Here is a 22,960-nt window from a genome sequence, read left to right as displayed (position 1 = left end):
CAATAAGGAGGAGACATGGGTTTTCTTGCTTGGATTATTCTCGGCCTCATCGTGGGGGCCATCGTTAAAGCCGTAATGCCCGGCAGGGTAGGCGGCGGTTGGGTCACCAGCCTGGTTCTGGGCGTGGTAGGCGCAATAGTAGGCGGCTGGATCGGCAGCCTGCTCTTCAATAAAGGCGATCTGGCCTTCTTCGATCTCGGCACGTGGATTCTCGCCATCGTAGGCGGCCTGGTGGTCGCCGGCATCTACGGTGCCATTACCGGACGCGGCAAGGCAACACGCGCGCCCTGAGTTCCCGGTAAATCTTCATTCTCCACCCAAGCGTGGGCTCCGGTAATCCGGAGCCCACGCTGCCGTTAAAGCCGCACTTCACTTAGCCCGGCAATGCTGCCGGGAGGTGCTGGGAGCGGGCACTGGCATAGAGGCAGACTGTGGCGGCCGTGCCGAGGTTGAGGCTTTCCGCCGCCCCGTACACAGGCACAGCCACCCGGTGGTCGGCCAGGTCGAGTTCGGCCTGGGACAGCCCTTGCGCCTCGTTGCCGAACAGCCAGGCCGTGGGTTTTTCCAGGTCATAGGCTGACCGGGTGCTGTCCCCCGTCAGCCGGCGCCGGGCGTTTTCGTCCTGCAGCGCGTCAAGGTTGAGGGAACCATAGCCGTCCGCAGCCAGGATGCCGATCCCCCGGGCCCGGCACGCCTCGGCCAGTTCAGCTACATCGGCACCCAGCACCACGGGCAGGTGGAACAGGGAACCGGCCGTGGACCGGACCGCCTTGGGGTTGTAGATGTCCACGCTGGAGCCCGTGAGGATGACCGCATCTGCTCCCGCTGAGTCAGCCGCCCGCAGTACCGTTCCGGCGTTTCCCGGATCCCGGACCTGGCAAAGAACGGCAATGAGGCGCGGCCCGGCGTCGAGCACTTCCTCCAGCGCAACGTCGACGAACCGGCAGACAGCAATGATGCCCTGCGGGTTGACCGTGTCCGCCATGGCGGCCAGGACGTCGTCGGTAGCCAACCGGGCATTGGTGCCCTCGGCAAGTTCCTCGAATTCGGGAAACCGGTCCAGGCAGGCGGCGCTGGCAAAAACCTCGGTGACAACGCCCGGGGCCCCGTCGGTGAGGCGCTGCTGGTGCAGCTTCAACGCTTCGCGGACCGCCTGCGGGCCTTCCGCCAGGAACTGTCCGCGCTTTAAACGGGCCGGGCGCCCTGCAAGTTTTGCCACATCCCGCACCCGATCTGCTCGGGGGTTGGAGAGTGGTAAATCCTGCGGGCGCCCGGTGTCGTTCATACAGAAAACTTTAGTGGCTAGGGCCACCAGGTCCTGAACTGTCCCGTTGCGGGTGCAGCGTTGCTAGGCAACAACCTTCTTGGCGGAGGTGTCGGCGGGCAGCGAGTCCTTGGCAACCTGGACCAGTGCGGCGAACGCGTTGGCGTCGGAGACAGCCAGCTCGGCCAGCATGCGGCGGTCAACCTCGACCTCAGCGGCCTTCAGGCCCTGGATCAGGCGGTTGTAGGTAAGTCCGTTGGCGCGGGATGCAGCGTTAATGCGCTGGATCCACAGGCGGCGGAAGTCGCCCTTCTTCTTCTTGCGGTCGCCGTAGCTGTACACAAACGAGTGCAGCAGCTGCTCTTTGGCCTTGCGGTACAGGCGTGAACGCTGTCCACGGTAGCCCTTTGCGCGTTCAAGGATAACCCGGCGCTTCTTGTGGGCGTTGACCGCCCTCTTCACACGTGCCACGTGCGTACTCCTTCGAAATTCTGATCCCAAGCATCTACTGCCGGATGTCCGGCGGCCTGAGAAGGCTTTTTGGCAGGTGACTTACACCAGGTGGTGGTCAGTCAAGAACTTGGAAATTAGATGCCGAGCATCTTCCGGATGACCTTGGCGTCGCCCTTGAAGACGATCTTGTCGCCGGCGAGGCGGCGGGTCAGCCTGGAGGACTTGTGCTCGAGGTAGTGGCGGCGGTTGGCCTGCTGGCGGCGCAGCTTGCCGCTGCCGGTCAGCTTGAAGCGCTTCTTAGCACCACTGTGGGTCTTCATCTTCGGCATGGGAACCGATCTCCTTACGTGTCCGCAGGCGTGGCCTGCAGTTCTATCGCGCAGCTGCCCCAGGGGGCGGCGTGCTGGTTGCTGACTACCGAAGGGCGACCCCCGGCAGCTGTGAACTAAGTGGTCTTCTTACCAGCCGGCTTCGGCACTGCCTTGGGGGCAGGGCGGGCAGCGGGCTTGGGTGCAGCGGGCCTGGCCACCGGCTTCGGCGGAGCAGGAACGGCTGCGGGCTTCGGCGCCGCCGCTGCCGGCTTGGCAGCTTCGGGCTTCTCCGCAGCAGGCTGGGGCGCCGGTGCAGCTGCCTTGGGAGCCTCCTGCTTCGGAGCTTCCTGCTTCGGCGCTGCGACCTTGGGAGCCTCCTGCTTCGGAGCAGCGGCCCTGGGAGCCTCCGCCTTGGGAGCTTCGGCCTTGGGGGCCTCAGCCTTGGGAGCTTCGGCTGCCTTGGCCGGAGCTTCTTCAGCAGCAGGCTCGACGGCGGGAGCCGCTTCCTGTGCCGGAGCTTCCGGGGCTGCTTCCGGTTCCGTCGAAACGGTGAAACCCTCGGGCAGCAGGTCCGCGAGGGACTGCGTCAGGGGGGCCTGGTCGTCGCCGGAAACGTCGACACGGCCGGAGGCCTTGGCTTCGTTCTGTGCTTTTGCTTCAGCCCGCTGCGTTGCACGGCGTGCTTCGGCCTTGGCTTCTGCCTTGTTCTTCAGCGGGCCGACCACCATAACCATGTTGCGGCCGTCGATGCGGGGGCTGGATTCCACCACACCGACCTCAGCAACGTCATCGGCGAAACGCTGGAGCAGGCGGATGCCCATTTCCGGACGCTGCTGTTCGCGGCCGCGGAACTGGATCATGGCCTTGACCTTGTCCCCGGCGCCGAGGAAGCGCAGTGCGTGCCCGCGCTTGGTCTCGTAGTCGTGGGTGTCGATCTTCAGGCGGAAACGGATCTCCTTCAGAACAGTGTTCGTCTGGTTCTTCCGTGCTTCACGTGCCTTGACCGCGGCCTCGTACTTGTACTTGCCGAAGTCCATCAGCTTGCACACCGGAGGCTTCGCCTGAGGTGCAACTTCAACGAGATCAAGGTCGGACTCGGCGGCCAGACGCAGGGCATCCTCAATACGGACGATTCCTACCTGTTCACCTGCAGGGCCGACCAGCCGCACCTCGGGGACGCGGATACGCTCATTGATTCTTGGCTCGCTAATGTTAAAGCTCCTGTGTTGTTGTGGGATCCCGGCAAATAGAGAAGGCCCCCAATTGCCGGAGCAATCGAAGGCCTCGAGGACTGGTTGCGCGTCCCATATGGCACGCCTTGTTCGATGCCGGCGTGCGCCGGAACCAAACCAACCAGGTACCCGGCAACCTTGCATTCCATCAAACTTGCGGAACAGCGGCTGACGCGGGTGGGAGAGAACTCCGCTTGCAAACTGCATGCCATTCTACAGAAAAAAATTCCCTGCAACGCTGGCGCTGCTGGGAACCTTTGATCGTTTCGCGAACGATCCCTGAAATAACGACATCCAGTCGGTCTGTGTCAAGCTTACCAGTATGAGCACCCCAGACAGTAATTCATACGTTTTCGAGCCTGCCGCGGATGGGGCCGGTGCCGCCGCCGACGTTTCGCAGCAGATCCGCGATATTTCCGAAGTGCCGGCCATTGAGGTCATCACCACCGCCGCCGTCCACCTGATGAGCGCCGCCGCCGTCAAGCTTGGCCTGGCCGCCGAAGAGAACGCACAGGAGCTCAAGGACCTGGACGAGGCCCGCAAACTGATCACCGCGCTGGCCGGCCTGGTCACCGCCGCCGCCCCTGAGATCGGTTCCCAGCACGCCGGACCGTTGCGTGACGGCCTGCGGTCCCTCCAGCTGGCCTTCCGCGAAGAGTCGCTGATCCCCGACGCCCCGGGCAAGGGCCCGGGCGAGAAATACACCGGCGCAGTCAACTAACGCCGCACCAGCCAAGCACTGACGACGGCGGGCCGACCTCACGGGGAAGGCCCGCCGTCGCGCTTTAACTCTTCCTGCCCCTCCTCATGCCGTGATTTTGCTTCTGCGGAACCGCTGGAGGGCCAGTCCCACGAGGCACAGCGCCACGCCCGCGGCGCCCACCGAGACAAAACCTCCGGACGGGCCCACCTGGTCGATGAAGACCCCCGCCAACGGCGCGCCCAGCGCCACACCAGCTGTGAGGGCGGAGCCGTACCAGCCCATGGCCTCGCCCCGCCGCTCCTCGTCCACGAGGTCCGCCACCTTCTCGGAGGCGGAGGAGAGCACCGGTGCGCAGAGGAGCCCGGGCAGGATCGACACGAGGGCGAGGGTCCAGGTGTCGTGGGCGAAGCCCATCGGGATGGTCAGGGCTGCCATCCCCAGGAGCAGGACGATAGGCGGAACAGGCCGGTGCATGGCGCCGTAGATAAGTCCGCCCACTACTGAGGCCGCGCACCAGAACAGGAAAACGATGCCGATTTCGGCCTGGTGTCCGCCTGTTTCGAGCGCTGCAACGATTCCCACGTCGGTGCCGCTAAGGACCATTCCCGCTCCGGCGGCAACGGCGAAGAGCGCTGCGACAGTGGCGGTGAACCACGTGAAGTTGCCTGCCACCTTCGCCCTGAGCCCCGCGCTGCGGGCAGTGTGGGCAGCGGCCGGGGCAAGGTCCGCGGCGGCTTCCTGCAGGTGGGCGGGAGCGGTGGAGACGACGGCGGCCTCCGCCGCGCGCTGCTGGTCCGCCTCGCAGTCGCCCGCGGTCGAAGCGCTGCGGGTAGGCGGGTTGAACCACATCAGGAACAGGCCGGCCAGGGACGTGGAAACGCCCACGATTGTCAGGCCGGCAATGCTGAAGCCGCTGGTGGCGACGATAGCTCCGGCGGCGGGACCGATCATGAACACCACTTCGGTGGTGATGGCGTCGAGGGCGAAGGCAGTACGCCGCTGGTCGCCGTCGGCCAGCACGCCCAAGGACTGCCGTACCACGCTGAAAATGGGCAGTGTGAGCAGTCCGCCCACAAAGACCAGCGGCAGGAGCCACTCGTAGGGCACATGCGGTACAACGGACCAGATCACGGTCTCGGACACCACCGACGGGATGAGTGCCTTGCGCAGGCCCACCGTATCCACCCGGCGGCCCCGCCAGGGGGCACCCAGGGCGATGCCGATGGTCATCACGGCGGCGGCTGTACCCGCGGCGGCGTATCCCTGGCCCAGGGTGAGGACGATGTGCAGGGTCAGCAGCACACCGGCTGCCGAGTGCGGAATGCGGGCGATCATGCCCACGAGGAGCAGCCTCCTGATGGGCCGCACGGCGAGCAACTCCCGGTAGAGAGCGAAATTCACGAAAGAATCCTTCGGTCTGCCGCAGCCGGCCGGGGATCCCCCTCCTCGCCGCAGCTAGTTTTCAGCGCGCCGCAGTTTTACCTCGATGGAGTCGACCCGCTCACCAAACAATACATTCCGGGACCACTGGGCCTGGAGTCCTGCCACCAGTTCCTGCACCGCGGCGGCGTCCAGGCCGTCCTCCAGGTACAGGACCACCTGCAGCTCGGGACCGGCGCCTCCGCCGGAAAGGACGGACCCGTCAGCGGTACGCGAAGCTACTCCCCTGCCCGGCAGGAGCTCCAGGCTCCGCACGGCGGGGAAGCCGGCGGCTGCCTCCCGCATCTGGCGTGCAAGGACCTCATCTGTGTAGGAAGGGATCCAGTCCTGCTGCTGGGCCAAGGCCCACAGGGCCGGGCGCCGGACCACAAAGGTGACGGTCGAGCCCGGGTCAAGGACCAGCAGTTCAGCACCTTCCGCCACGGCCGAAAGGGCCGCGCGGGCGGCGTAGACCGCTACCGGCCGCGCCTCCGGGTGCCACGCGCTGAGTGCCTCGGCGGATGTGAACGCCGGCATGGCGGTCCGGCCGTCGGCGGCTTTGAGGGTCACCAGGGCCATGTCCGCCTGTTTGTCGGCGTGCAGGCCGTCCTGGCCTTCGGCTTCTTCGGCCAGCTGGGCAACGATCGGGATAAAAACCCGGGCGGTTGCGAGGGAGCCAACGACAGCTGCCTCGTCCGCCTGTCCCGCCTGCAGAGCCGCAAGTGCGGCGACGTAGCCGGTGTCGGCCAGTCCGTCGTCGTCCTCAAAATTGTGGATTTTGGCATCGTCCCCGGCCAGGCTCCGCCCCGCCCAGGGCTGGCCGGCAGAGTCGGTGGCACCCCCGGCACCGGCCAGCGCCGCGGCGATGTGGCCCGGGAGGTGGCGCTGTGCAGGGGTGCCGGATCCGGGTGCGGTGCTGGACATGGCGTGGCTGCTCGTTGCTTCCGGCAGGCTAGCGGCGGCCGGCGACGTCGAGGGCTTCAGGCAGGGTGAAGGCACCGGCGTACAAGGCCTTGCCCACAATCGCTCCTTCAACGCCCAGCGGCACCAGGGAGCGCAGGACCTTGAGGTCGTCCAGGCTGGAAATACCGCCGGAGGCCACCACGGGCTTGCCGGTCTTTTCGACCATTTGGCGGAGCAGTTCCACGTTGGGTCCCTGCAGGGTCCCGTCCTTGGTCACGTCGGTGACCACATAGCGAGAGCACCCCGCCTCTTCGAGCCGGCCGAGCACGTCCCAGAGGTCCCCGCCTTCCTTGGTCCAGCCGCGGCCTGCCAAGGTGGTTCCGCGGACATCGAGGCCGACGGCGATCTTGTCACCGAAGCGTTCGATGGCCCGCTGGGTCCATTCGGGGTTTTCCAGTGCTGCCGTACCAAGGTTGACGCGCGCCACGCCCAGGTCCAGGGCGGCTTCGAGTGTTGCGTCATCGCGGAGGCCGCCGGAGAGTTCCACCTTGATGTCCAGCCTGCCCACTACTTCGCGCAGCAGCTCCGCGTTGGAGCCGCGGCCGAAGGCGGCGTCCAGGTCCACCAGATGGACCCACTCCGCGCCCTGCTGCTGCCAGTTCAGTGCCGCTTCCAGCGGGGTTCCGTAGCTTGTTTCACTGCCGGCTTCGCCCTGGACCAGCCGGACGGCCTGGCCGTTGACGACGTCGACGGCGGGCAGCAGTTCAAGGACCGGCAGGTCGGTAGCGGTGTTCATCAAAAATCCTCGAAAGTTGGGGGAACGGGTCAGGGTCTGGCTAGTTGGCCGGCAGCGTCAGCAGATAGGCGGCCAGCAGTGCCATGCCCGCCAGGACGTAGAAGGAAACCTGGGTCCAGAGCGGTTTGTGCTGCTGCCGGAACGAGATGCCGCCGCCAATGAGCAGGCCGGCGAGGCCCATCAGCAGGACAGACCACACTAGGCGCCGCCGCCGGCGGTCTCTTCGGCATCCGGCGCCCGATCGCCTGAGTCTGCGGCGGCTGCGTCCGTGCTGCTTGCTCCTGCGTTGCCTGCCTCAGCCGGCCGGCGCAGGGCGTCCACCCAGTTGCGCAGGAGCTGCGCACCGGCGTCGCCGGACTTTTCCGGGTGGAACTGGGTGGCGCAGAGCGGGCCGTTCTCGACGGCGGCGATGAACGGGGCGCCATGCTCGGACCAGGTGACCAGGGGCGGGGCCATCCGCGGCTGGATGATATCGAAGTTCCATTCCTGCACCCCATAGGAGTGCACGAAGTAGAACCGCTCGTTTTCGACGCCGGCAAAGAGCTTTGAGCCCTCCGGCACCTTGACTGTGTTCCAGCCCATGTGGGGAACAACATCTGCGGGAAGGAGTTCCACTTTGCCGGGCCATTCGCCGATGCCTTCGGCTTCGGTGCCGTGTTCCACACCGGCTTCGAACAGCACCTGGAGGCCTACGCAGATGCCCAGGACCGGGCGGCCGCCGGCGACGCGGCGGCCGATGAGGCGGATGCCGTCCACAGCCTTGAGCTCACGCATCACTGTTTCAAAAGCGCCGACGCCGGGAACCACCAGGCCGTCAGCGTTCAGGACATCCTCGGGCTTGGAGCTGAGGATTACCTCGGCGCCCGCGCGCTCCAGGGCACGGACTGCAGAGCGAACGTTTCCCGAACCGTAGTCCAGCACCGTGACGGTGGGCTTCCCCTCGGGGGACGGCAGCTTCTGTGAAGCTGCCGGATCGATGATGGCGCCGTCGCGCAGGACCTGGCCGCTCATAGCGCGCCCTTGGTGGAGGGAATGCCTTCGACGCGGGGATCGGATTCAACGGCAGCGCGGAGGGCGCGGGCGAAGGCCTTGAACTGGGCTTCGACGATGTGGTGCGGATCCCTGCCGGCGATCACGTTCATGTGGAGGCAGATCCCGGCGTGCAGGGTGATGGCTTCAAAGACGTGGCGTGTCAGCGAGCCGGTGAAGTGCCCGCCGATCAGGTGGTATTCCTGGCCTGCGGGTTCGCCTCCGTGCACCAGGTACGGGCGGCCGGAGACGTCGACGACGGCGTGGGCCAGCGCTTCATCCAGGGGCACGGTGGCTTCGCCGAAGCGGCGGATTCCCGCTTTGTTGCCCAGGGCGGTCCGCAGTACTTCACCAAAGGTGATGGCAACGTCCTCCACGGTGTGGTGGACGTCGATGTGGGTGTCGCCGGTGGCCTTGACCGTGAGGTCGATGAGCGAGTGCTTGCACAGCGCGGTGAGCATGTGGTCATAGAACGGCACTGAGGTGTCGATGTCCGATACGCCGGTACCGTCGAGGTTGATCTCCACGAGCACGGAGGACTCGCTGGTGGCACGCTCCATGCGCGCCGTCCTGGCCGCAGTGGATCCGGTGGAACTCATGGTCAAGTGTCCTTTGGGAAGAAGGAGTGGTTCAGGGCGCCCAGCGCCAATACTTCCAGTCTAGGCGGGAAGCTTCGACTGGCCGGCAAGGATGCTTTCCAGCGACGTGAGGAACGCTGTGGTTTCGGCCTCAGTGCCCGCGGTGACGCGAAGGTGACCCGGGATCCCGACGTCGCGGATCAACACACCGGCCTCGAGCAGCTCCTGCCAGACCTGGTGCGGGTTCTCGAGCCCGCCGAAGAACACGTAGTTGGAGTCCGAGGCGGCGGGCTTCAGGCCCATCCTGGTCAGCTCCACCACGATCCTGTCGCGCTGTTCTTTGATGTCCTCAACGTCCGCCATCAGGGCCTCGCGGTGCTGAAGGGCTGCCAGCGCGGTGGCCTGGGTGATGGCGGACAGGTGGTACGGCAGCCGGACCAGGCGCAGGGCATCGGTGACTTCCGGTGCCGCGGCCATGTAGCCGAGGCGCGCCCCCGCCAAGGCGAAGGCCTTGCTCATGGTGCGCGAGACAATCAGCCGTTCGCGGCCTGGCAGGAGGGTGAGAGCGCTGGGCGTTCCGTCGTGGGCGAACTCATGGTACGCCTCGTCCACAATGACAATCGTCTGGCTGGCTTCGCCGGCCTCGTACACCGCCTCCACCACGTCGAGCCCAAGGCCGGTTCCAGTGGGGTTGTTTGGAGAGCAAAGGAAAACAATATTGGGTTGCAGTTCCTTGACCTGCAGGGCGGCCGATTCCGCGCTGAGGCCGTAGCCCTCCGCCCGGTCACCCACGATGTATTCGGTGTCCGTGCCACTGGCCAGCAGCGGGTACATGGAGTACGTGGGCGGGAAGCCCAGTGCCGTGCGGCCGGGTCCGCCGAAAGCCTGGAGGATCTGCTGGAGAACCTCGTTGGAGCCGTTGGCCGCCCAGACGTTCGACTCATCCAGCCCGTGCCCCAAGTACTCCGCCAGGGCCTTGCGCAGCTCGGTAAATTCCCGGTCCGGGTAGCGGTTCAGGCCTGCGGCAGCTTCCGTTACTGCGGCGCTGATGGCCGCGCGGACGTCCGCGGGAACGCCATGGGTGTTCTCGTTGACATTGAGGAGGATGGGGACATCCAGCTGGGGCGCACCGTAAGGGGTCAACCCACGAAGGTTGTTGCGGAGGGGAAGCCGGTTCAGGCGCTCTAGCTGGTCATTCACCTGAACAGTTTAGTGCCCGTGCAGGAGACCGGAAAATGTGACAGCGCCCTGTTCGCGCTCAGCGTGCAGCTAGCGCGTGGGCACGTAGAGCTGCTGCCCGGGGTGCACCGCTCCGGCGCTCAGGTTGTTGAGCTGCACGATGTCCGCCACCACATCCCGCGCATCCCGCTCCGGGTCAACGGTTCCGGCAATGGCCCACAGCGACTGGCCCGGCTGCACGGTGACGGTGACCGTGGGGGTAATGGAAAGGTCTGCGGCGGAATCCGAGGCCTTGGCCGGCGAGTTGAAGAAGCCTGCCAGGGAGAGCAGCAGAGCCGCCAGCAGCACCAGGGGGATGCCGATCAGAACCACCTTCCCGCGGCGGGTGAGCCGCAGCGGCGGCTGGGGCGCGGGACGATCGGGCTGCCGGCGGACCGGCTGCGACATCAGTTGATGCACCGAAAGAAGCTGCGGACGTGAACCCTGTGAAGCGGATGTAGCTGACATGAACTGAGCCCTCCTGGACCTGACCGTGCTGCCCGATGTCCTTCCCAGCTGCCCCCGATGCGCCCGGAACTGATCCGGATCTTCGAATGGCTTCACGCGGAGTAGAACAAATGTTCGAACTTTGCTTTCTCTGTTTTAGCACTTATCAACGAATAATGTCGAGACTCGCTAGAACAAATGTTTGAAAATGCCATGTGGCTGGCCTAGCTTTGAAGACAAGAACAACCACCTCTGAAGTTGATCAGCAGGGTCTGACAATTACGGCGGCTACTCCGGGTCCGGGCCGAAATGCCGGGGCAAACTGAAAGGCATTGGCGAATATGGCAGCAGCAGCCGCCGGGGGCAGGGCAACCTCCCAACCGAAGAAGACCGCCAAGGGCCTGACGCCGCGGCAGAAGAAAATCCTCGAAACCATCCAGCGCTCGGTTAATGACAACGGCTATCCGCCGTCCATGCGGGAAATCGGCGATACCGTGGGCCTGGCCAGCCTCTCCAGCGTCACCCACCAGCTGTCGCAGCTGGAAAAACTCGGCTACCTCCGCCGCGACCCGAAAAGGCCCCGCGCCATGGAGGTGCTGATGCCCCTGACGCTTGACGGGGGTGCCCCCAAGCCGGCATCGGAGCCGTCCGCCCTCTTGCCGGGCACCAGCGCCACAGTGACCCAACTTCCCACCGCCATGGACACTGCCATGGTTCCCCTCGTGGGCCGGATCGCCGCCGGCGGTCCTATACTTGCCGACCAGGTGGTGGAGGATGTCCTGGCGCTCCCCCGGCAGCTGGTGGGCCAGGGGGAACTGTTTATGCTCAAGGTGGCTGGCGATTCGATGGTGGACGCCGCAATCTGCGACGGCGACTGGGTAGTGGTGCGCCGCCAGGCGGACGCCGCGAATGGCGATATCGTCGCGGCATTGCTGGACGACGAAGCCACGGTCAAGACCTTCCGCCAGCGTGATGGCCACACGTGGCTGCTGCCGCAGAACACCCAGTACGAACCCATCCTGGGCGACCACGCCACCATCATGGGCAAGGTCGTCTCAGTACTCCGCTCGCTCTAGGCAGCGGCATCAGCTAAACAGCGATATCAGCCCGTTGCCGGCAGCGCGAAGGCGCTGCCGGCAAAGTGAAGGTGCTGCCGTCAGGCGTTCTCCCCTGCCAGCCGTTCGAGGGCCGCAATCGCCGTCTTCCGGTCCGTGGTTGGCCAGAAGGGCGGCAGGGCCCCGCGAAGGAATCCCGCGTACCGTTCAGTGGCAAGCCTGGAATCCAGCACTGCCACCACGCCTTTGTCCCCGGTGGAGCGGATCAGGCGTCCGGCTCCCTGTGCCAGTCGGATCGCAGCGTGCGTGGCCGAGACAGACATAAAGCCGTTGCCGCCGGCTTGCGCCACAGCACGGGACCGTGCGGTCATCAGGGGGTCATCGGGGCGGGGGAACGGAATCCGGTCGATGACCACCAGCCGGCAGGCCCCGCCAGGAACATCCACGCCCTGCCACAGCGACATGGTGCCGAACAGGCAGGTATCGGGTTCGTCTGCGAACTGCTTCACCAGCGCCGTCATGGTGGAGTCGCCCTGGCAGAGGATGGTCATCCCCAGCTTCGGCCGCAGCGCGTCGGCCGCTTCCTCCGCCGCGCGCCGGGACGAAAACAGGCAGAGCGCACCGCCGTTGGACGCCCGGATGAGTGCTTCGAGTTCGGCCAGTGCCTCCGGGGAAACTCCGCGGCCAGGCTTGGGAAGGTGGCCCGCGACGTAGAGGATGCCCTGTTTGGGGTAGTCGAAGGGCGATCCCACATCAACGCCGGTCCAGCTGGGTGCGCCCTCACCCACGAGGCCCAAGCCGCCCGCTGCGGGCTCAAATGCCGAGCCGATGGCGAGCGTTGCAGACGTCAGCACCACCGTGTGCCCTTCGAACAGGCCCTCACGCAGCCGCCCGGCTACGGACAACGGAGCAACGTTGATCAGCGCAGGAGCCGTTTCATCCGGCTGCGAATATCCCTGTTGCGGATCAAAGGAGCTGGCGCGGGAGAACCACACCACTTCCCTGTTCTCCCGGGCTGCCAGGAGGCGTTCACAAAGTTCCAGGATGAGCATCAAGCGGGAGCGCGCAAGCTGCCGCCCGCCGTCGGCCGTTGTACTGCTGTCCCCCTTGGAATCAGACAGGGCGGCCCGGCAGGCCTCACGCAGCTGGTCAACGCAGTCCAGCTGCTCGTCGTTCAGACCGTTCGGCAGCAGCCCGTTGGGGACGCCAGCCAGAGCCACCTCCAGGTTTGCGGCGGCGGCATTGAGGGCGTCCACGGTAATGGCGGTGTGCTTGCGGGCGCCGGCCGCAGCGGCGTGGACCATGGCCACCGAAAGCTGCCCGGAGACAGCACCCGTCACCCTGTCCTGGAGTTCATGGGCCTCGTCAACAACCACCACGTCGTACTCAGGCAGCACGGCCAGTCCTTCGAAGGCGCTGACCGCGAGCATGGCATGGTTGGTGACCACAACGTCGGCTTCGGCGGCATTCTGGCGGGCCAGTTCGCTGAAGCATTCCGCCGCCATCGGGCATTTCTGCGCTCCCAGGCATTCCATGGACGTGACGGAGACCTGCCGCCAGGCGCGGTCGGTGACGCCGGGCAGGAGCTCATCCCGGTCGCCGGTGGTGGTTTTCTCCGCCCACTCCCGCAGCCGGACCACTTCCTTGCCCAGCTGGGAGGAAGGACCGCCTACGGCCGCCGCAAAGTGCGGCACGCTGGTGTCCTCCCCCAGGGAGAACAGCTGCCCCTCGGCGGGCTCCTCGGAGGGAAAACCCCCTTCGAGTTTGTGCAGGCACACGTAGTTGGACCTGCCTTTGACCAGCGCCACTTTGACGGGCCGGTCCAGGGCGGGGGTGATGGTTTTCAGGAGCCTGGGCAGGTCCCTGCCAACGATCTGGGTCTGCAGGGCAAGCGTTGCAGTGGACACCAGGGCGGGCTTGTCGCTTTCCAGGGCATGCGCGATCAGCGGTATCAGGTATGCCAGCGACTTTCCCGTGCCCGTGCCTGCCTGGACGAGGAGGTGGTCGCCTGTTTCGATGGCCCGTGCAACCTGCCTGGCCATCTCGTGCTGGCCGCTGCGGCTTTGCCCGCCCATGCCCGCAACCGCCCGGTCGAGCAGCTCGATCACGAACTGCTCGCCGGGCGTGGTTGTGGCTTCGTCAGCCACGGCCTCAGTCATGGGTGACGAAGGATTCCAGTTCAGCCGCCAGGCCTTCCCGGACTTTGACTACTGCCCGGGTACCGGCTTCATCGTGGTCGACGCTGATGATCTCGGCGTCCGATTCGTGCAGCTTGCTGACGAGGTCTCCCCGGTCGTACGGGATCAGCAGGTCAAGCTTGACGGACGGCCGCGGGATGGCCTCGCTGATGGCCTGCAGCAGCTCGGGAATGCCTTCCCCAGTGCGGGCGGAAACCACCACGTGCCGGGGTTCGCGCTGCTTGAGCCGTTCCACCACAAATGGATCCGCGGCGTCGGCTTTGTTCAGCACGATGATTTCGGGCACCTTGCGGGCGTCCACTTCGCTGAAGACCTTGCGGACTGCCGCGATCTGGCCCTCGGGGTCCGGGTGCGAAACGTCCACCACGTGGAGGATCAGGTCAGAGTCAGCCACTTCCTCCAGTGTGGAGCGGAAGGCCTCCACCAGCTGCGTGGGCAGCGACCGGACAAAACCGACCGTGTCGGCCAGCGTGTAGCCGAGGCCGTCAGCAGTTTCGGCCTTCCGGACCGTGGGATCCAGCGTGGCGAACAACGCGTTCTCCACCAGCACCCCGGCGTCCGTCAGGCGGTTCAGCAGGGAGGACTTGCCGGCGTTGGTGTACCCGGCAATGGCCACCGAGGGCACCTCATTACGACGGCGGTTGGCGCGTTTGGTCTCACGGGCCGGCTTCATCGCGGCGATCTCCCGCCGCAGTTTGGCCATCCGCGTGCGGATCCTCCGGCGGTCCAGTTCGATCTTGGTTTCACCGGGACCGCGCGAACCCATACCGGCTGCAGCACCGCCCACCTGGCCACCGGCCTGGCGGGACATCGACTCGCCCCAGCCGCGCAGGCGCGGCAGCAGGTACTCGAGCTGCGCCAGCTCCACCTGGGCCTTGCCTTCCCGGCTCTTGGCGTGCTGGGCGAAAATGTCCAGGATGAGCGCCGTCCGGTCGATGACCTTGACCTTGACGATGTCCTCAAGGCCACGCCGCTGGGACGGGGCCAGTTCGGCGTCCACCACCACGGTATCGGCGCCGGTGGACAACACGATGTCCTTCAGCTCCAGCGCCTTTCCCGAGCCCAGGAACGTTCCCGGGTCCGGCTTGTCGCGGCGCTGCACCAGGCCGTCGAGAACCTCTGAGCCGGCGGTTTCGGCCAGGGCAGCGAGCTCGCGCAGCGAGTTTTCCGCGTCGGCTAGGGTGCCTTCGGACCACAGCCCTGCCAGGACCACGCGTTCGAGCCGCAGCTGCCGGTATTCGACTTCGGTGACGTCTTCGAGTTCGGTGGACAGGCCTGCCGTGCGGCGCAGTGCCCGGCGTTCCTCAAGATCCTGCTGGTCGCCGTCGTAGCTTGTATGTTCTTCATCCAGGCGGGAAATCGCCTGGGCTTTGCCCAGTACCGCTTTCCCGTCGCCGCGCGGCGTTGCGCCTGGCGTGCTGAGGGTCTTGGCCGGTACGTCCTTGGAGAGAATCCGGTCGATCACGGCCTGGATTTCCTCAGGGCTCATGTCCTGGGCGGCTGGATCGGATCCGGTGTTGGGCTGGCTGGTCATGGTCTCCTTTGAAGGTTCGGCATTTCCAGAATAGTGCCGATTGCTGGTGATTGGGGAAGTATTCGCGCTGGGCTGACGGCCTGCGGTCATGCAGTTCTCCTGGTTTGTCTCACCGGGCGGCATGCAGCCCGGCGGGTGGGCCGCCTCCCGTGAGGCGGCGAAGGGGAAGGCGCCGGAGCAGCGGCGAAAGGGACAGCAGGTGGCTGACTTTCGAGTATTGTCCGGCGGCCGGAGCGAACGCGTGGGCGTGGTCCGGTGCACATGTGCGGAAGGCGGAAACGCCTGCATCGCTGTGGGACAGTTTCTTCGGGACGGGCGTGGCCCGTGCCGGCTACTCGAAGATCAGGAACATGCCTTCTACCCTAACAGAGCCGTCCCATGTGCGGTTTCCCATTACGCTGCAAGGGGAACTACTCTGGCCAGTTATGGAGTCCGCTCACTATTTCAGTCCATCCCCCGCCGGCCCGTTTACCCGCAAGCCGCTCACGGTGGAACTGGCAGGGGAAACACGCAGGCTGCAGACTTCAAGCGGCATCTTCAGTCCGGACGGCATCGACAAGGGCACGGCGGTGCTCCTCGCAGAGGTTCCTGCCCCTTCGCCTACCGGCAACCTGCTGGATATCGGCTGCGGCTGGGGCCCGATCGCGCTGACCATGGCCCTGCGCGCGCCGCATTCGACCGTTTACGCGGTGGACGTCAACGAACGCTGTATCGCCCTGACCAGCGAGAACGCGGCGGCACTGGGGCTGTCCAATGTGGTGGCCAGCACGCCCGAGGCTGTGGATCCTGAGGTGCGGTTCGACACCATCTGGTCCAATCCGCCCATCCGGATCGGCAAGGATGAACTGCACTCCCTGCTGACGCTGTGGCTGCCCCGTTTGGCTCCGGGTGGAACGGCGTGGCTGGTGGTGCAAAAGAACCTGGGCTCGGACTCGCTGCAGCGCTGGCTGGCGGCAGAACTGGATGCTTCCTTTGCCGTAAGCCGGGAGTCCACCTCCAAGTCGTTCAGGATCCTGAAAGTCAGGAAAGCGTCCCTGATGCCACAATAACGGCGGGCCCGCTGAGCTCCACGTGTTCCTGGCCGCCGGGGCCGGCGAAGAACTTCACGCCCACTACGCCCCCGGGGACGTGAACGCGCCAGGTGTCCGGCGCTTCCGCTCCTGCCCAGTGCCGGATGGCCACGGCAGCCGCGCAGGCTCCCGTGCCACAGGACTGGGTCTCCCCCACGCCGCGTTCGTGGACGCGCATGGTGATGGAGCCGATGCCGTCGTGCACCAGGGGTTCGGAGGGAACAACGAACTCCACGTTGGTGCCGTTGGCGGGCACCGGGTCCACCACGGGGGCGGTGTACAGCCGGGTCCCTGCCAGTTCCGAAAGCTCGGCCAGGGCAACTACGGTGTGCGGGTTGCCCATGCTCACGGACAGCGCGGGCCGCGGAACTTCCAGCCCGTCGGCGGTGACGAGCGAATCCATCGCCTTGGCTGTGGCCTCGCCGGGGAAAATGAACTCCCATGGACCCATGTCGACGGCGTAATCGTCGCCTGTGCGCACGACGGTTTTTATACCGGCACGAGTGCCGATGGTGAGCGCACCGCCGTCGGGCAGATCAACCAGGCCCTCCGCGCGCAGAAAGTGCACAAAAACGCGGACACCGTTGCCGCACATCTCGGACAGCGACCCGTCCCCGTTGCGGTAATCCATAAACCATTCGGCGTCAGGGGCGGCAGCCAGCAACTCCCTGCCTTCGGGAAGGAAACGGGACGGGACTGCCCGGATCAGGCCGTCGCCGCCGATTCCGCGGTGGCGGTCGCACAGGGCCGCCACCTGCTCAGGGGCGATGGTGTGCCCGCCCTCGGGATCGGCAACGAGGACAAAATCATTGCCGGTGCCGTGGCCCTTGGAGAAGCGCAGCCCGCCCAGTGTGCGGAAGGCGTGCTCTGTTGTCTCAGCAAGGGTTGCGTTCATGCTGTCAAGGGTACCGGCCGGGTGGGGCTGGCCCGAAACCTGGGCTAGCTGCGAGCAGAGTCCCTTAGCCGCAGAACGAGGCCGCGCGGGAGGTCAGCGCGGGATCCTGCCAGTCCAGCCAGTTGATGCGCGGATCGGCGCGGAACCAGGTGAGCTGGCGCCGGGCGAACTGCCGGGTGGCCACGATGGTTTCTTCGGCGGCCTCGGGGACTGTTGCTGCGCCGTCGAGCACCTGCAGGAACTGCGCATAGCCCAAGGCCCGGGGCGCTGTTTTACCCCGCCGCAGGCCTTGGGCCTCCAGCCGCTCCACCTCGGCGAGCAGGCCGTTGTCCACCATCCGGTGCACACGAAGGGCCAGCCGCTCGCGCAACTGTTCGCGGTCAACGCTGAGCCCGATCTGCACGGCAGGCTGGAAGTACTCCCGCTGGGGCATAAAGGAACTGAACGGGCGTCCTGTGAGCTCATGGACCTCAAGCGCGCGGATGATGCGCCTGCTGTCGGAGAGCCGGCCTGCGGACACAGGATCCACGGCCTGGAGCCGGGCGAGCAGCGCCCCGGCCCCTTGGGCCGCCAGGTCGTCCTCGAGCCGCTGCCGCAACGCAGGGTCGGTTCCTGGGAATTCCAGGACGTCCAGGGCGGCCCGCACATAAAGCCCGGAACCGCCAACCAGAATGGCGCGTTTCCCGCGTGAGTGGATGTCCGTGATGGCTGCCCGCGCCTGCTCCTGGAACTGGGAGACGCTGGCCTCCTGGGTCACGTCCAGGATGTCCAGGAGGTGGTGCGGTACTCCCCTGCGTTCGGCCAGGCTGATTTTCGCCGTCCCGATGTCCATGCCCCGGTAGAACTGCATGGCATCGGCGTTGATGACTTCGCCATCGAGTCCGAGCGCCAGGTTGACGGCAAGGTCTGACTTGCCTGAGCCGGTGGGACCGACGACGGCGATAACGGGCTGGGCGCCCACCGTCAGCGGGTGCGCACAGGCAGCGAGGGCATGCCCAAGGAAACGCCGGTCCGGCCATTGCCGTTGCCGCTGCCCGGGGCGGGAACGCCGCAGGAGTCGGCCTGGGACCTGTCCCAGGCGTCGCCGGCGCGGGAGCGGCGGAGGCTGTAGTCCTCAGGGGTGGGATCGGCCACGAGGTGGAAGGCGGCAGCCTCGGTGATGGTGACCGTGACGAGATCGCCCGGACGCGGTGCCGCCGCTCCCTCGGGTACGGAGAAGTGCACCAGGCGCTGGTCCCGGGACCGGCCCGAGAGGCGGTGGGTTTCACCTGCCTTACGGCCCGACTGTGCGGTGACCATAACCTCCACCCTGCGGCCGAGCTGCTTCCGGTTTTCCTCGGCGGCGATGCGGTCCTGCAGGGCAGTGAGCCGTTCGAACCGTTCCTGCACCACTGCTTTGGGCAGCTGGTCCGGCAAATCGGCGGCAGGGGTTCCGGGTCGCTTGGAGTACTGGAACGTGAAGGCCGTGGCGAAGCGGGACTTTTCCACTACGTCCAGGGTTGCCTGGAAGTCCTCTTCAGTTTCACCGGGGAAGCCAACGATGATGTCGGTGGAGATGGCGGCGTGGGGTATCTTTTCCCGGACCTTGTCCAGGATGCCGAGGAACTTGGTGGACCGGTAGGAGCGTTTCATGTCGCGCAGGACTTTGTCGGAGCCCGACTGCAGGGGCATGTGCAGCTGCGGCATAACGTTCGGTGTATCGGCCATGGCGTCGATAACATCATCCGTGAAGGCGGCTGGGTGCGGGCTGGTGAAACGCACCCGTTCGAGTCCCTCAATGTCGCCACAGGCGCGCAGGAGTTTGGAGAAGGCCTGCCGGTCGCCGAACTCCACGCCGTAGGAATTCACGTTCTGGCCCAGGAGGGTGACTTCGATGGCGCCGTCGTCAACCAGGGCCTGGATCTCCGCGAGGATGTCGCCGGGGCGGCGGTCCTTCTCCTTGCCGCGCAGGGCTGGAACGATGCAGAACGTGCAGGTGTTGTTGCAGCCCACTGAAATCGAGACCCAGCCCGAGTACACGGAGTCGCGCTTGGTGGGAAGCGTGGACGGGAAAACGTCCAAGGACTCAAGGATTTCCAGCTGGGCTTCGTGGTTGTGCCGGGCCCGCTCCAGCAGGGCAGGCAGGGCACCGACGTTGTGGGTGCCAAACACTGCGTCCACCCAGGGCGCCTTCTTCAGAATCGTTTCGCGGTCCTTCTGCGCCAGGCATCCGCCCACCGCGATCTGCATCCCCGGGTTGGCCGCTTTCACGGGGGCAAGGATGCCGAGGTTTCCGTAGAGCTTGTTGTCGGCGTTTTCCCGCACGGCGCACGTGTTGAAGACCACGACGTCGGCCTGCCCGCCATCCACGGGCACGTACCCTGCGGCTTCCAGCATTCCGGCCATACGCTCGGAATCGTGCACGTTCATCTGGCAGCCGAAGGTACGGACCTCGTAGGTGCGTGGCTTCTGGCCGCCGGTTTCCAGGGCCGCGTCAGGGCGCGCCGCAGCACTGGGATCCGAAGGGGCGTTGGTGCCGGAAAGGGGGGAAGGAATGGTCAAACTCACCTGTTAAGGGTAACGGGTGAAAGCTCAGGCGTCGGAAGCAGCCGCTTGGTCAAGAACCTCGGAGACAATCCGGAAGGCCTGCGATGGCTGGTAGCCCTTCCGCGCCAGCATGGACGCCAGCCGGCGCGTGGTTTTGTCACGTTCTGCCGGGTCTGCCAAATCGGTGCCAGGCCGGAGCTTCCGCTCCACCAGGCTCCTCGCGGCAGCCTCTTCATCGGCGTCCGAGATCTGTTCCAGGGCCGCCGCCGCCGTTTCCTGGTCCACGCCCTTTTCCGACAGCTCCCGCCGGAGGGCGCCCTTTGCCAGTTTGCGGGTCTGCGACCGGTTCCGCACCCACATCTCGGCGAAATCGGCGTCGTTGATGAGGCGTGCTTCCTCGAACTTATCCAGGACTTCCTCGGCAACGTGCTCCGGGATGTTCCGCTCGGCAAGCTTGCGGGCCAGTTGAAGCCTGCTTTTCGCCGAGGCTGTCAGCTGCCGGTAAACGATATTCCTGGCAACGGAAAAGGGGTCAGGCTCAGCGTCCTCCGCGACGGGAGAGCCGGCGTCGGGCCCGTCCTGGAAAGCATCAGTAAAGGAGGCGCGCCGCCCGCCGGTCCGGGACCGGCGGGGACGCGCACTGTCAGTACCGCTCAACGGTTAGAACCCGTCTACGGCTTTCAGCTTCGGGGAATCCTTCGACTCGGCCTCTGCCGGCTTCACGCCAACGCCGAGCTTTTCCTTGATCAGGCGCTCCAGCTCGGCGGCCAGTTCCGGGTTGTCGCGGAGGAACCGGCGCGAGTTCTCCATACCCTGGCCCAGCTGGTCGCCGTCGTAGGTGAACCAGGAACCGGACTTCTTGATGATTCCGTGCTCGACACCCATGTCAATGATGCCGCCCTCGCGGGAGATGCCCTGGCCGTAGATGATGTCGAACTCGGCCACCTTGAAGGGCGGGGCCATCTTGTTCTTGACGATCTTGGCCTTGGTACGGTTACCGACCGAATCCGCGCCCTCCTTGAGGGTCTGGATGCGGCGGACGTCGATACGGATGGAGGCATAGAACTTCAGGGCCTTACCACCGGTGGTGGTTTCGGGGGAACCGAAGAAGACGCCGATCTTTTCGCGGAGCTGGTTGATGAAGATCGCCGTGGTTTTGGTCTGGCTCAGGCGGCCGGTGATCTTACGCAGGGCCTGGCTCATCAGCCGGGCCTGGAGGCCCACGTGGCTGTCACCCATGTCGCCCTCGATTTCGGCTCGGGGCACCAGCGCGGCAACGGAGTCGATGACGATGACATCCAGGGAGCCTGAACCGACCAGCATGTCCATGATCTCCAGCGCCTGCTCGCCCGTGTCCGGCTGTGAGACCAGGAGCGCGTCCGTGTCCACGCCGAGCTTGGCGGCGTACTCGGGGTCCAGGGCGTGCTCGGCGTCGATGAAGGCGGCGATGCCGCCCAGGCGCTGGGCGTTGGCCACGGCGTGCAGTGCCACGGTGGTTTTACCGGAGGATTCCGGACCGTAGATCTCCACCACGCGGCCGCGGGGAAGCCCGCCAATTCCCAGTGCCACGTCCAGGGCAATGGAACCGGTGGGGATGACCTCGATGGGGGCCCGGACTTCGTCGCCGAGCCGCATGACTGAGCCTTTACCGAACTGCTTGTCGATCTGGGCCAGCGCTGCTTCGAGCGCTTTTGCACGATCCGGGGCTGCCGCCATGGTTCACACCTCTAATGCTTTCTCGCTTTGGAGTGGCCTCAGCGGCCGTTTATTGGTCATCTCTGACGCTAATGGGACCCACTGACATTCCGGCCTGAGGACGGCGGCTATGTGGATAACCCGCTAGGAAAAGCATAGCTTTACCCGAACAGGTATTCGAACAATAGTCCGGCGTGTCCCGAAGGATTGGGCCTATTCGACGCGGGGCTTGACGTCCCGGCCAAGCCGGCGCTCGGCGGGAACGTCCTGGACATCACAGACCGCCAGCCAGACCTTGCGGGGCTCCACACCGGCAGCCAGCGCCTGGTCCGCGGTGCGGTCGCCCACCCCGGCGAGGACAAGGGTGCTGCTAAGGACCCGCGAGTAGCCGGCGCCAAATTCATCATCCATAAGTCGCCAATAATCGCTGATTCGCACCTGTTGAGTCTCTCATGATCCCGGACCCTAGAATTGTTGCCATGAGCAACTCCCCTGCCGCCCCGACCCCCGCTGGCCGCGACGACGATCACCTGGTGGATGCCGCACTGCAGAACGTCGAACACCAGATCAGCCTCTTCTGGCGGCGCGCACGGGCCATCTCCAACCAGCTCTCCCGCCAGGTCCATCCGGACATGGAGCCGGCTGCCTATGGTTTGCTGACAGTGATCCGCAGGGAAGGCCCCATCCGCCTCACCGATCTGGCAATGAACATTGGCGTGGGCAAGCCGAGCGTCAGCCGGCAGATTGCGTTCCTCGAAAGCATCGGGCTGGTCTCCAAGGAAGCGGACCCGCTGGACGGACGCGCGCAGGCCATCCGGCTCACTCCCAAGGGCGAGGAAAAGATGCACCAGGTCCAGGACGCGCGCCGGGAGGTCTTTCGGGAGCGGCTGGGTGAATGGCCTGTGGAGGACTTGCAGGAGCTTGCCCGGTTTATGGCCAAGCTCAACGCCACCTACGAACGTGACGGTTTCCCGCACGACATCTAGGCCCAAACGACATACACGCGGGCGGGCAAAGGCTGGCGCCGGCACCTGGAAAAGTGCCCGGAAACACGAAAAAGCCCCCGGCGGATGCCGGGGGCTTTCCGTGCAGGATGCCACCGTGTGGTGGATCAGTCCTTACCGGGCGCCGGAGAGGAGGCCGGTTGAAAGTTCATCGTTGAGTTCGTTGTTGAGATCGCGCTCAAGGTCGCGTCCGTAACGCTGGGAGAATTCCTGCGGTACGGTGTCCGGGACAGCTACGCCTTCGGCTACTGCCACGCGGTCACTGACCTCCCGGAGCATGCTGGACAACGGGACATCCAGGGCCGAGCAGATTGAGGACAGAAGCTCGGAAGACGCTTCCTTCTGACCGCGCTCCACCTCGCTGAGGTAACCCAGGGAGACTCGGGCGCTGTGCGAAACCTCACGGAGCGTACGCCCCTGACGCTGGCGAACATCGCGCAGGACATCACCGATTTCGTGACGAAGTACCACCATCTTGCGCTCCTTCTGTTCGCTCTTAGCCTGATCGGCGAGGCCCACATCCTTCCAGCGGACAACGCCGTTTACGGATACGGGCTGCTTTACCATCTGTATCGCCTTGCTCCTCGTTCAGTCCGGTCCGCCGTGAAGCGAACCGTTGGTGTTTTCATC

Annotated in this window: 26 protein-coding genes; 5 read left to right on the top strand and 21 right to left on the bottom strand. The window is 65.6% G+C overall.

Going from position 1 to position 22,960, the window contains the following annotated elements:
• The first annotated feature begins 15 nt into the window (after positions 1 to 15).
• On the top strand, positions 16 to 291 hold the full coding sequence (locus FNL14_RS17815) for a GlsB/YeaQ/YmgE family stress response membrane protein (RefSeq protein ID WP_066274925.1): 276 nt from the start codon (positions 16 to 18) through the stop codon (positions 289 to 291).
• 82 nt (positions 292 to 373) lie between these two features.
• On the opposite strand, the gene FNL14_RS17810 is transcribed toward FNL14_RS17815, so the two are convergent.
• From FNL14_RS17810 to infC, 4 genes are all read right to left on the bottom strand, one after another.
• Complete coding sequence (locus tag FNL14_RS17810; protein ID WP_142062660.1) at positions 374 to 1,285, bottom strand: RNA methyltransferase; 912 nt, start codon at positions 1,283 to 1,285, stop codon at positions 374 to 376.
• Positions 1,286 to 1,348: 63 nt separating this feature from the next.
• A complete protein-coding gene (gene rplT, locus FNL14_RS17805; protein WP_050055645.1) occupies positions 1,349 to 1,735 on the bottom strand; it encodes a 50S ribosomal protein L20 in 387 nt (128 codons plus the stop codon).
• Positions 1,736 to 1,851: 116 nt separating this feature from the next.
• Complete coding sequence (gene rpmI, locus FNL14_RS17800) at positions 1,852 to 2,046, bottom strand: 50S ribosomal protein L35 (protein WP_009358635.1); 195 nt, start codon at positions 2,044 to 2,046, stop codon at positions 1,852 to 1,854.
• Between the two features lie 116 nt (positions 2,047 to 2,162).
• Positions 2,163 to 3,197 (bottom strand): translation initiation factor IF-3, encoded by a 1,035-nt coding sequence (gene infC, locus FNL14_RS17795; protein WP_370455878.1) that lies wholly within the window; start codon positions 3,195 to 3,197, stop codon positions 2,163 to 2,165.
• Positions 3,198 to 3,582: 385 nt separating this feature from the next.
• Here infC and FNL14_RS17790 point away from each other — a divergent pair, with 385 nt between their 5' ends.
• Entirely contained in the window at positions 3,583 to 3,981 is a 399-nt protein-coding gene (locus FNL14_RS17790) for a DUF1844 domain-containing protein (RefSeq protein ID WP_091418049.1), read from the top strand.
• A gap of 84 nt (positions 3,982 to 4,065) precedes the next feature.
• Here the strand turns inward: FNL14_RS17790 and FNL14_RS17785 are convergent, their stop codons facing one another.
• From FNL14_RS17785 to FNL14_RS17755, 8 genes are all read right to left on the bottom strand, one after another.
• Positions 4,066 to 5,364 (bottom strand): MFS transporter, encoded by a 1,299-nt coding sequence (locus tag FNL14_RS17785; RefSeq protein ID WP_142062657.1) that lies wholly within the window; start codon positions 5,362 to 5,364, stop codon positions 4,066 to 4,068.
• 54 nt (positions 5,365 to 5,418) lie between these two features.
• Complete coding sequence (locus FNL14_RS17780) at positions 5,419 to 6,306, bottom strand: SseB family protein (RefSeq protein ID WP_142062654.1); 888 nt, start codon at positions 6,304 to 6,306, stop codon at positions 5,419 to 5,421.
• A 28-nt stretch (positions 6,307 to 6,334) separates the two neighbouring features.
• Positions 6,335 to 7,081, bottom strand: a complete 747-nt coding sequence (gene priA, locus FNL14_RS17775; protein ID WP_142062651.1) for a bifunctional 1-(5-phosphoribosyl)-5-((5-phosphoribosylamino)methylideneamino)imidazole-4-carboxamide isomerase/phosphoribosylanthranilate isomerase PriA — start codon at positions 7,079 to 7,081, stop codon at positions 6,335 to 6,337.
• Between the two features lie 40 nt (positions 7,082 to 7,121).
• Positions 7,122 to 7,280, bottom strand: coding sequence for a hypothetical protein (locus tag FNL14_RS23375; protein ID WP_181762693.1), 159 nt, complete (start codon positions 7,278 to 7,280; stop codon positions 7,122 to 7,124).
• Positions 7,280 to 8,092, bottom strand: coding sequence for an imidazole glycerol phosphate synthase subunit HisH (gene hisH / locus FNL14_RS17770; protein WP_255470901.1), 813 nt, complete (start codon positions 8,090 to 8,092; stop codon positions 7,280 to 7,282). The genes FNL14_RS23375 and hisH overlap by 1 nt, the downstream gene beginning before the upstream one ends.
• Entirely contained in the window at positions 8,089 to 8,709 is a 621-nt protein-coding gene (gene hisB / locus FNL14_RS17765) for an imidazoleglycerol-phosphate dehydratase HisB (protein ID WP_050055651.1), read from the bottom strand. Before hisB ends, hisH begins: the two co-directional genes overlap by 4 nt.
• 60 nt (positions 8,710 to 8,769) lie before the next feature.
• Positions 8,770 to 9,888, bottom strand: coding sequence for a histidinol-phosphate transaminase (locus tag FNL14_RS17760; protein ID WP_142062648.1), 1,119 nt, complete (start codon positions 9,886 to 9,888; stop codon positions 8,770 to 8,772).
• 69 nt (positions 9,889 to 9,957) lie between these two features.
• Positions 9,958 to 10,314 carry a LysM peptidoglycan-binding domain-containing protein gene (locus tag FNL14_RS17755; protein ID WP_142062732.1) on the bottom strand — a complete coding sequence of 119 codons (357 nt, stop codon included), beginning with the start codon at positions 10,312 to 10,314 and terminating at the stop codon, positions 9,958 to 9,960.
• Positions 10,315 to 10,694: 380 nt separating this feature from the next.
• Here FNL14_RS17755 and lexA point away from each other — a divergent pair, with 380 nt between their 5' ends.
• Positions 10,695 to 11,429 carry a transcriptional repressor LexA gene (gene lexA / locus FNL14_RS17750; RefSeq protein ID WP_091418067.1) on the top strand — a complete coding sequence of 245 codons (735 nt, stop codon included), beginning with the start codon at positions 10,695 to 10,697 and terminating at the stop codon, positions 11,427 to 11,429.
• A gap of 80 nt (positions 11,430 to 11,509) precedes the next feature.
• Here lexA and FNL14_RS17745 read toward each other — a convergent pair whose 3' ends face one another.
• On the bottom strand, positions 11,510 to 13,567 hold the full coding sequence (locus tag FNL14_RS17745; RefSeq protein WP_142062645.1) for an ATP-dependent DNA helicase: 2,058 nt from the start codon (positions 13,565 to 13,567) through the stop codon (positions 11,510 to 11,512).
• Positions 13,560 to 15,140, bottom strand: a complete 1,581-nt coding sequence (gene hflX / locus FNL14_RS17740) for a GTPase HflX (RefSeq protein WP_142062641.1) — start codon at positions 15,138 to 15,140, stop codon at positions 13,560 to 13,562. The genes FNL14_RS17745 and hflX overlap by 8 nt, the downstream gene beginning before the upstream one ends.
• A gap of 425 nt (positions 15,141 to 15,565) precedes the next feature.
• Between hflX and FNL14_RS17735 the strand changes: the two genes are divergently transcribed.
• Entirely contained in the window at positions 15,566 to 16,189 is a 624-nt protein-coding gene (locus tag FNL14_RS17735) for a class I SAM-dependent methyltransferase (protein WP_142062638.1), read from the top strand.
• Here FNL14_RS17735 and dapF read toward each other — a convergent pair.
• From dapF to FNL14_RS17705, 6 genes are all read right to left on the bottom strand, one after another.
• Positions 16,161 to 17,105 carry a diaminopimelate epimerase gene (dapF, locus tag FNL14_RS17730; protein ID WP_142062635.1) on the bottom strand — a complete coding sequence of 315 codons (945 nt, stop codon included), beginning with the start codon at positions 17,103 to 17,105 and terminating at the stop codon, positions 16,161 to 16,163. The genes FNL14_RS17735 and dapF overlap by 29 nt on opposite strands.
• A 64-nt stretch (positions 17,106 to 17,169) precedes the next feature.
• Complete coding sequence (gene miaA / locus FNL14_RS17725) at positions 17,170 to 18,066, bottom strand: tRNA (adenosine(37)-N6)-dimethylallyltransferase MiaA (RefSeq protein WP_142062632.1); 897 nt, start codon at positions 18,064 to 18,066, stop codon at positions 17,170 to 17,172.
• A gap of 2 nt (positions 18,067 to 18,068) precedes the next feature.
• The gene (gene miaB / locus FNL14_RS17720) at positions 18,069 to 19,652 is read right to left on the bottom strand and encodes a tRNA (N6-isopentenyl adenosine(37)-C2)-methylthiotransferase MiaB (RefSeq protein ID WP_220126197.1); all 1,584 of its coding nucleotides are present in this window, start codon (positions 19,650 to 19,652) and stop codon (positions 18,069 to 18,071) included.
• A 24-nt stretch (positions 19,653 to 19,676) separates the two neighbouring features.
• Positions 19,677 to 20,141, bottom strand: coding sequence for a regulatory protein RecX (locus tag FNL14_RS17715; protein ID WP_255470905.1), 465 nt, complete (start codon positions 20,139 to 20,141; stop codon positions 19,677 to 19,679).
• A 150-nt stretch (positions 20,142 to 20,291) separates the two neighbouring features.
• A complete protein-coding gene (gene recA / locus FNL14_RS17710) occupies positions 20,292 to 21,347 on the bottom strand; it encodes a recombinase RecA (RefSeq protein WP_091418086.1) in 1,056 nt (351 codons plus the stop codon).
• 192 nt (positions 21,348 to 21,539) lie between these two features.
• A complete protein-coding gene (locus FNL14_RS17705) occupies positions 21,540 to 21,764 on the bottom strand; it encodes a DUF3046 domain-containing protein (RefSeq protein ID WP_142062625.1) in 225 nt (74 codons plus the stop codon).
• Positions 21,765 to 21,805: 41 nt separating this feature from the next.
• Here FNL14_RS17705 and FNL14_RS17700 point away from each other — a divergent pair, with 41 nt between their 5' ends.
• Positions 21,806 to 22,312: a MarR family winged helix-turn-helix transcriptional regulator gene (locus FNL14_RS17700; protein WP_142062621.1), complete on the top strand. Its 507-nt coding sequence runs from the start codon at positions 21,806 to 21,808 to the stop codon at positions 22,310 to 22,312.
• 132 nt (positions 22,313 to 22,444) lie between these two features.
• Here FNL14_RS17700 and FNL14_RS17695 read toward each other — a convergent pair whose 3' ends face one another.
• The gene (locus FNL14_RS17695) at positions 22,445 to 22,897 is read right to left on the bottom strand and encodes a helix-turn-helix domain-containing protein (RefSeq protein WP_050055661.1); all 453 of its coding nucleotides are present in this window, start codon (positions 22,895 to 22,897) and stop codon (positions 22,445 to 22,447) included.
• Between the last annotated feature and the right edge of the window lie 63 nt (positions 22,898 to 22,960).

It is taken from the genome of Pseudarthrobacter sp. B4EP4b (assembly GCF_006680095.1).
Taxonomy (GTDB): Bacteria; Actinomycetota; Actinomycetes; order Actinomycetales; family Micrococcaceae; genus Arthrobacter.
Note: the sequence above shows the minus strand (reverse complement) of the source record. Positions and strands in the feature narration are given on the sequence as shown.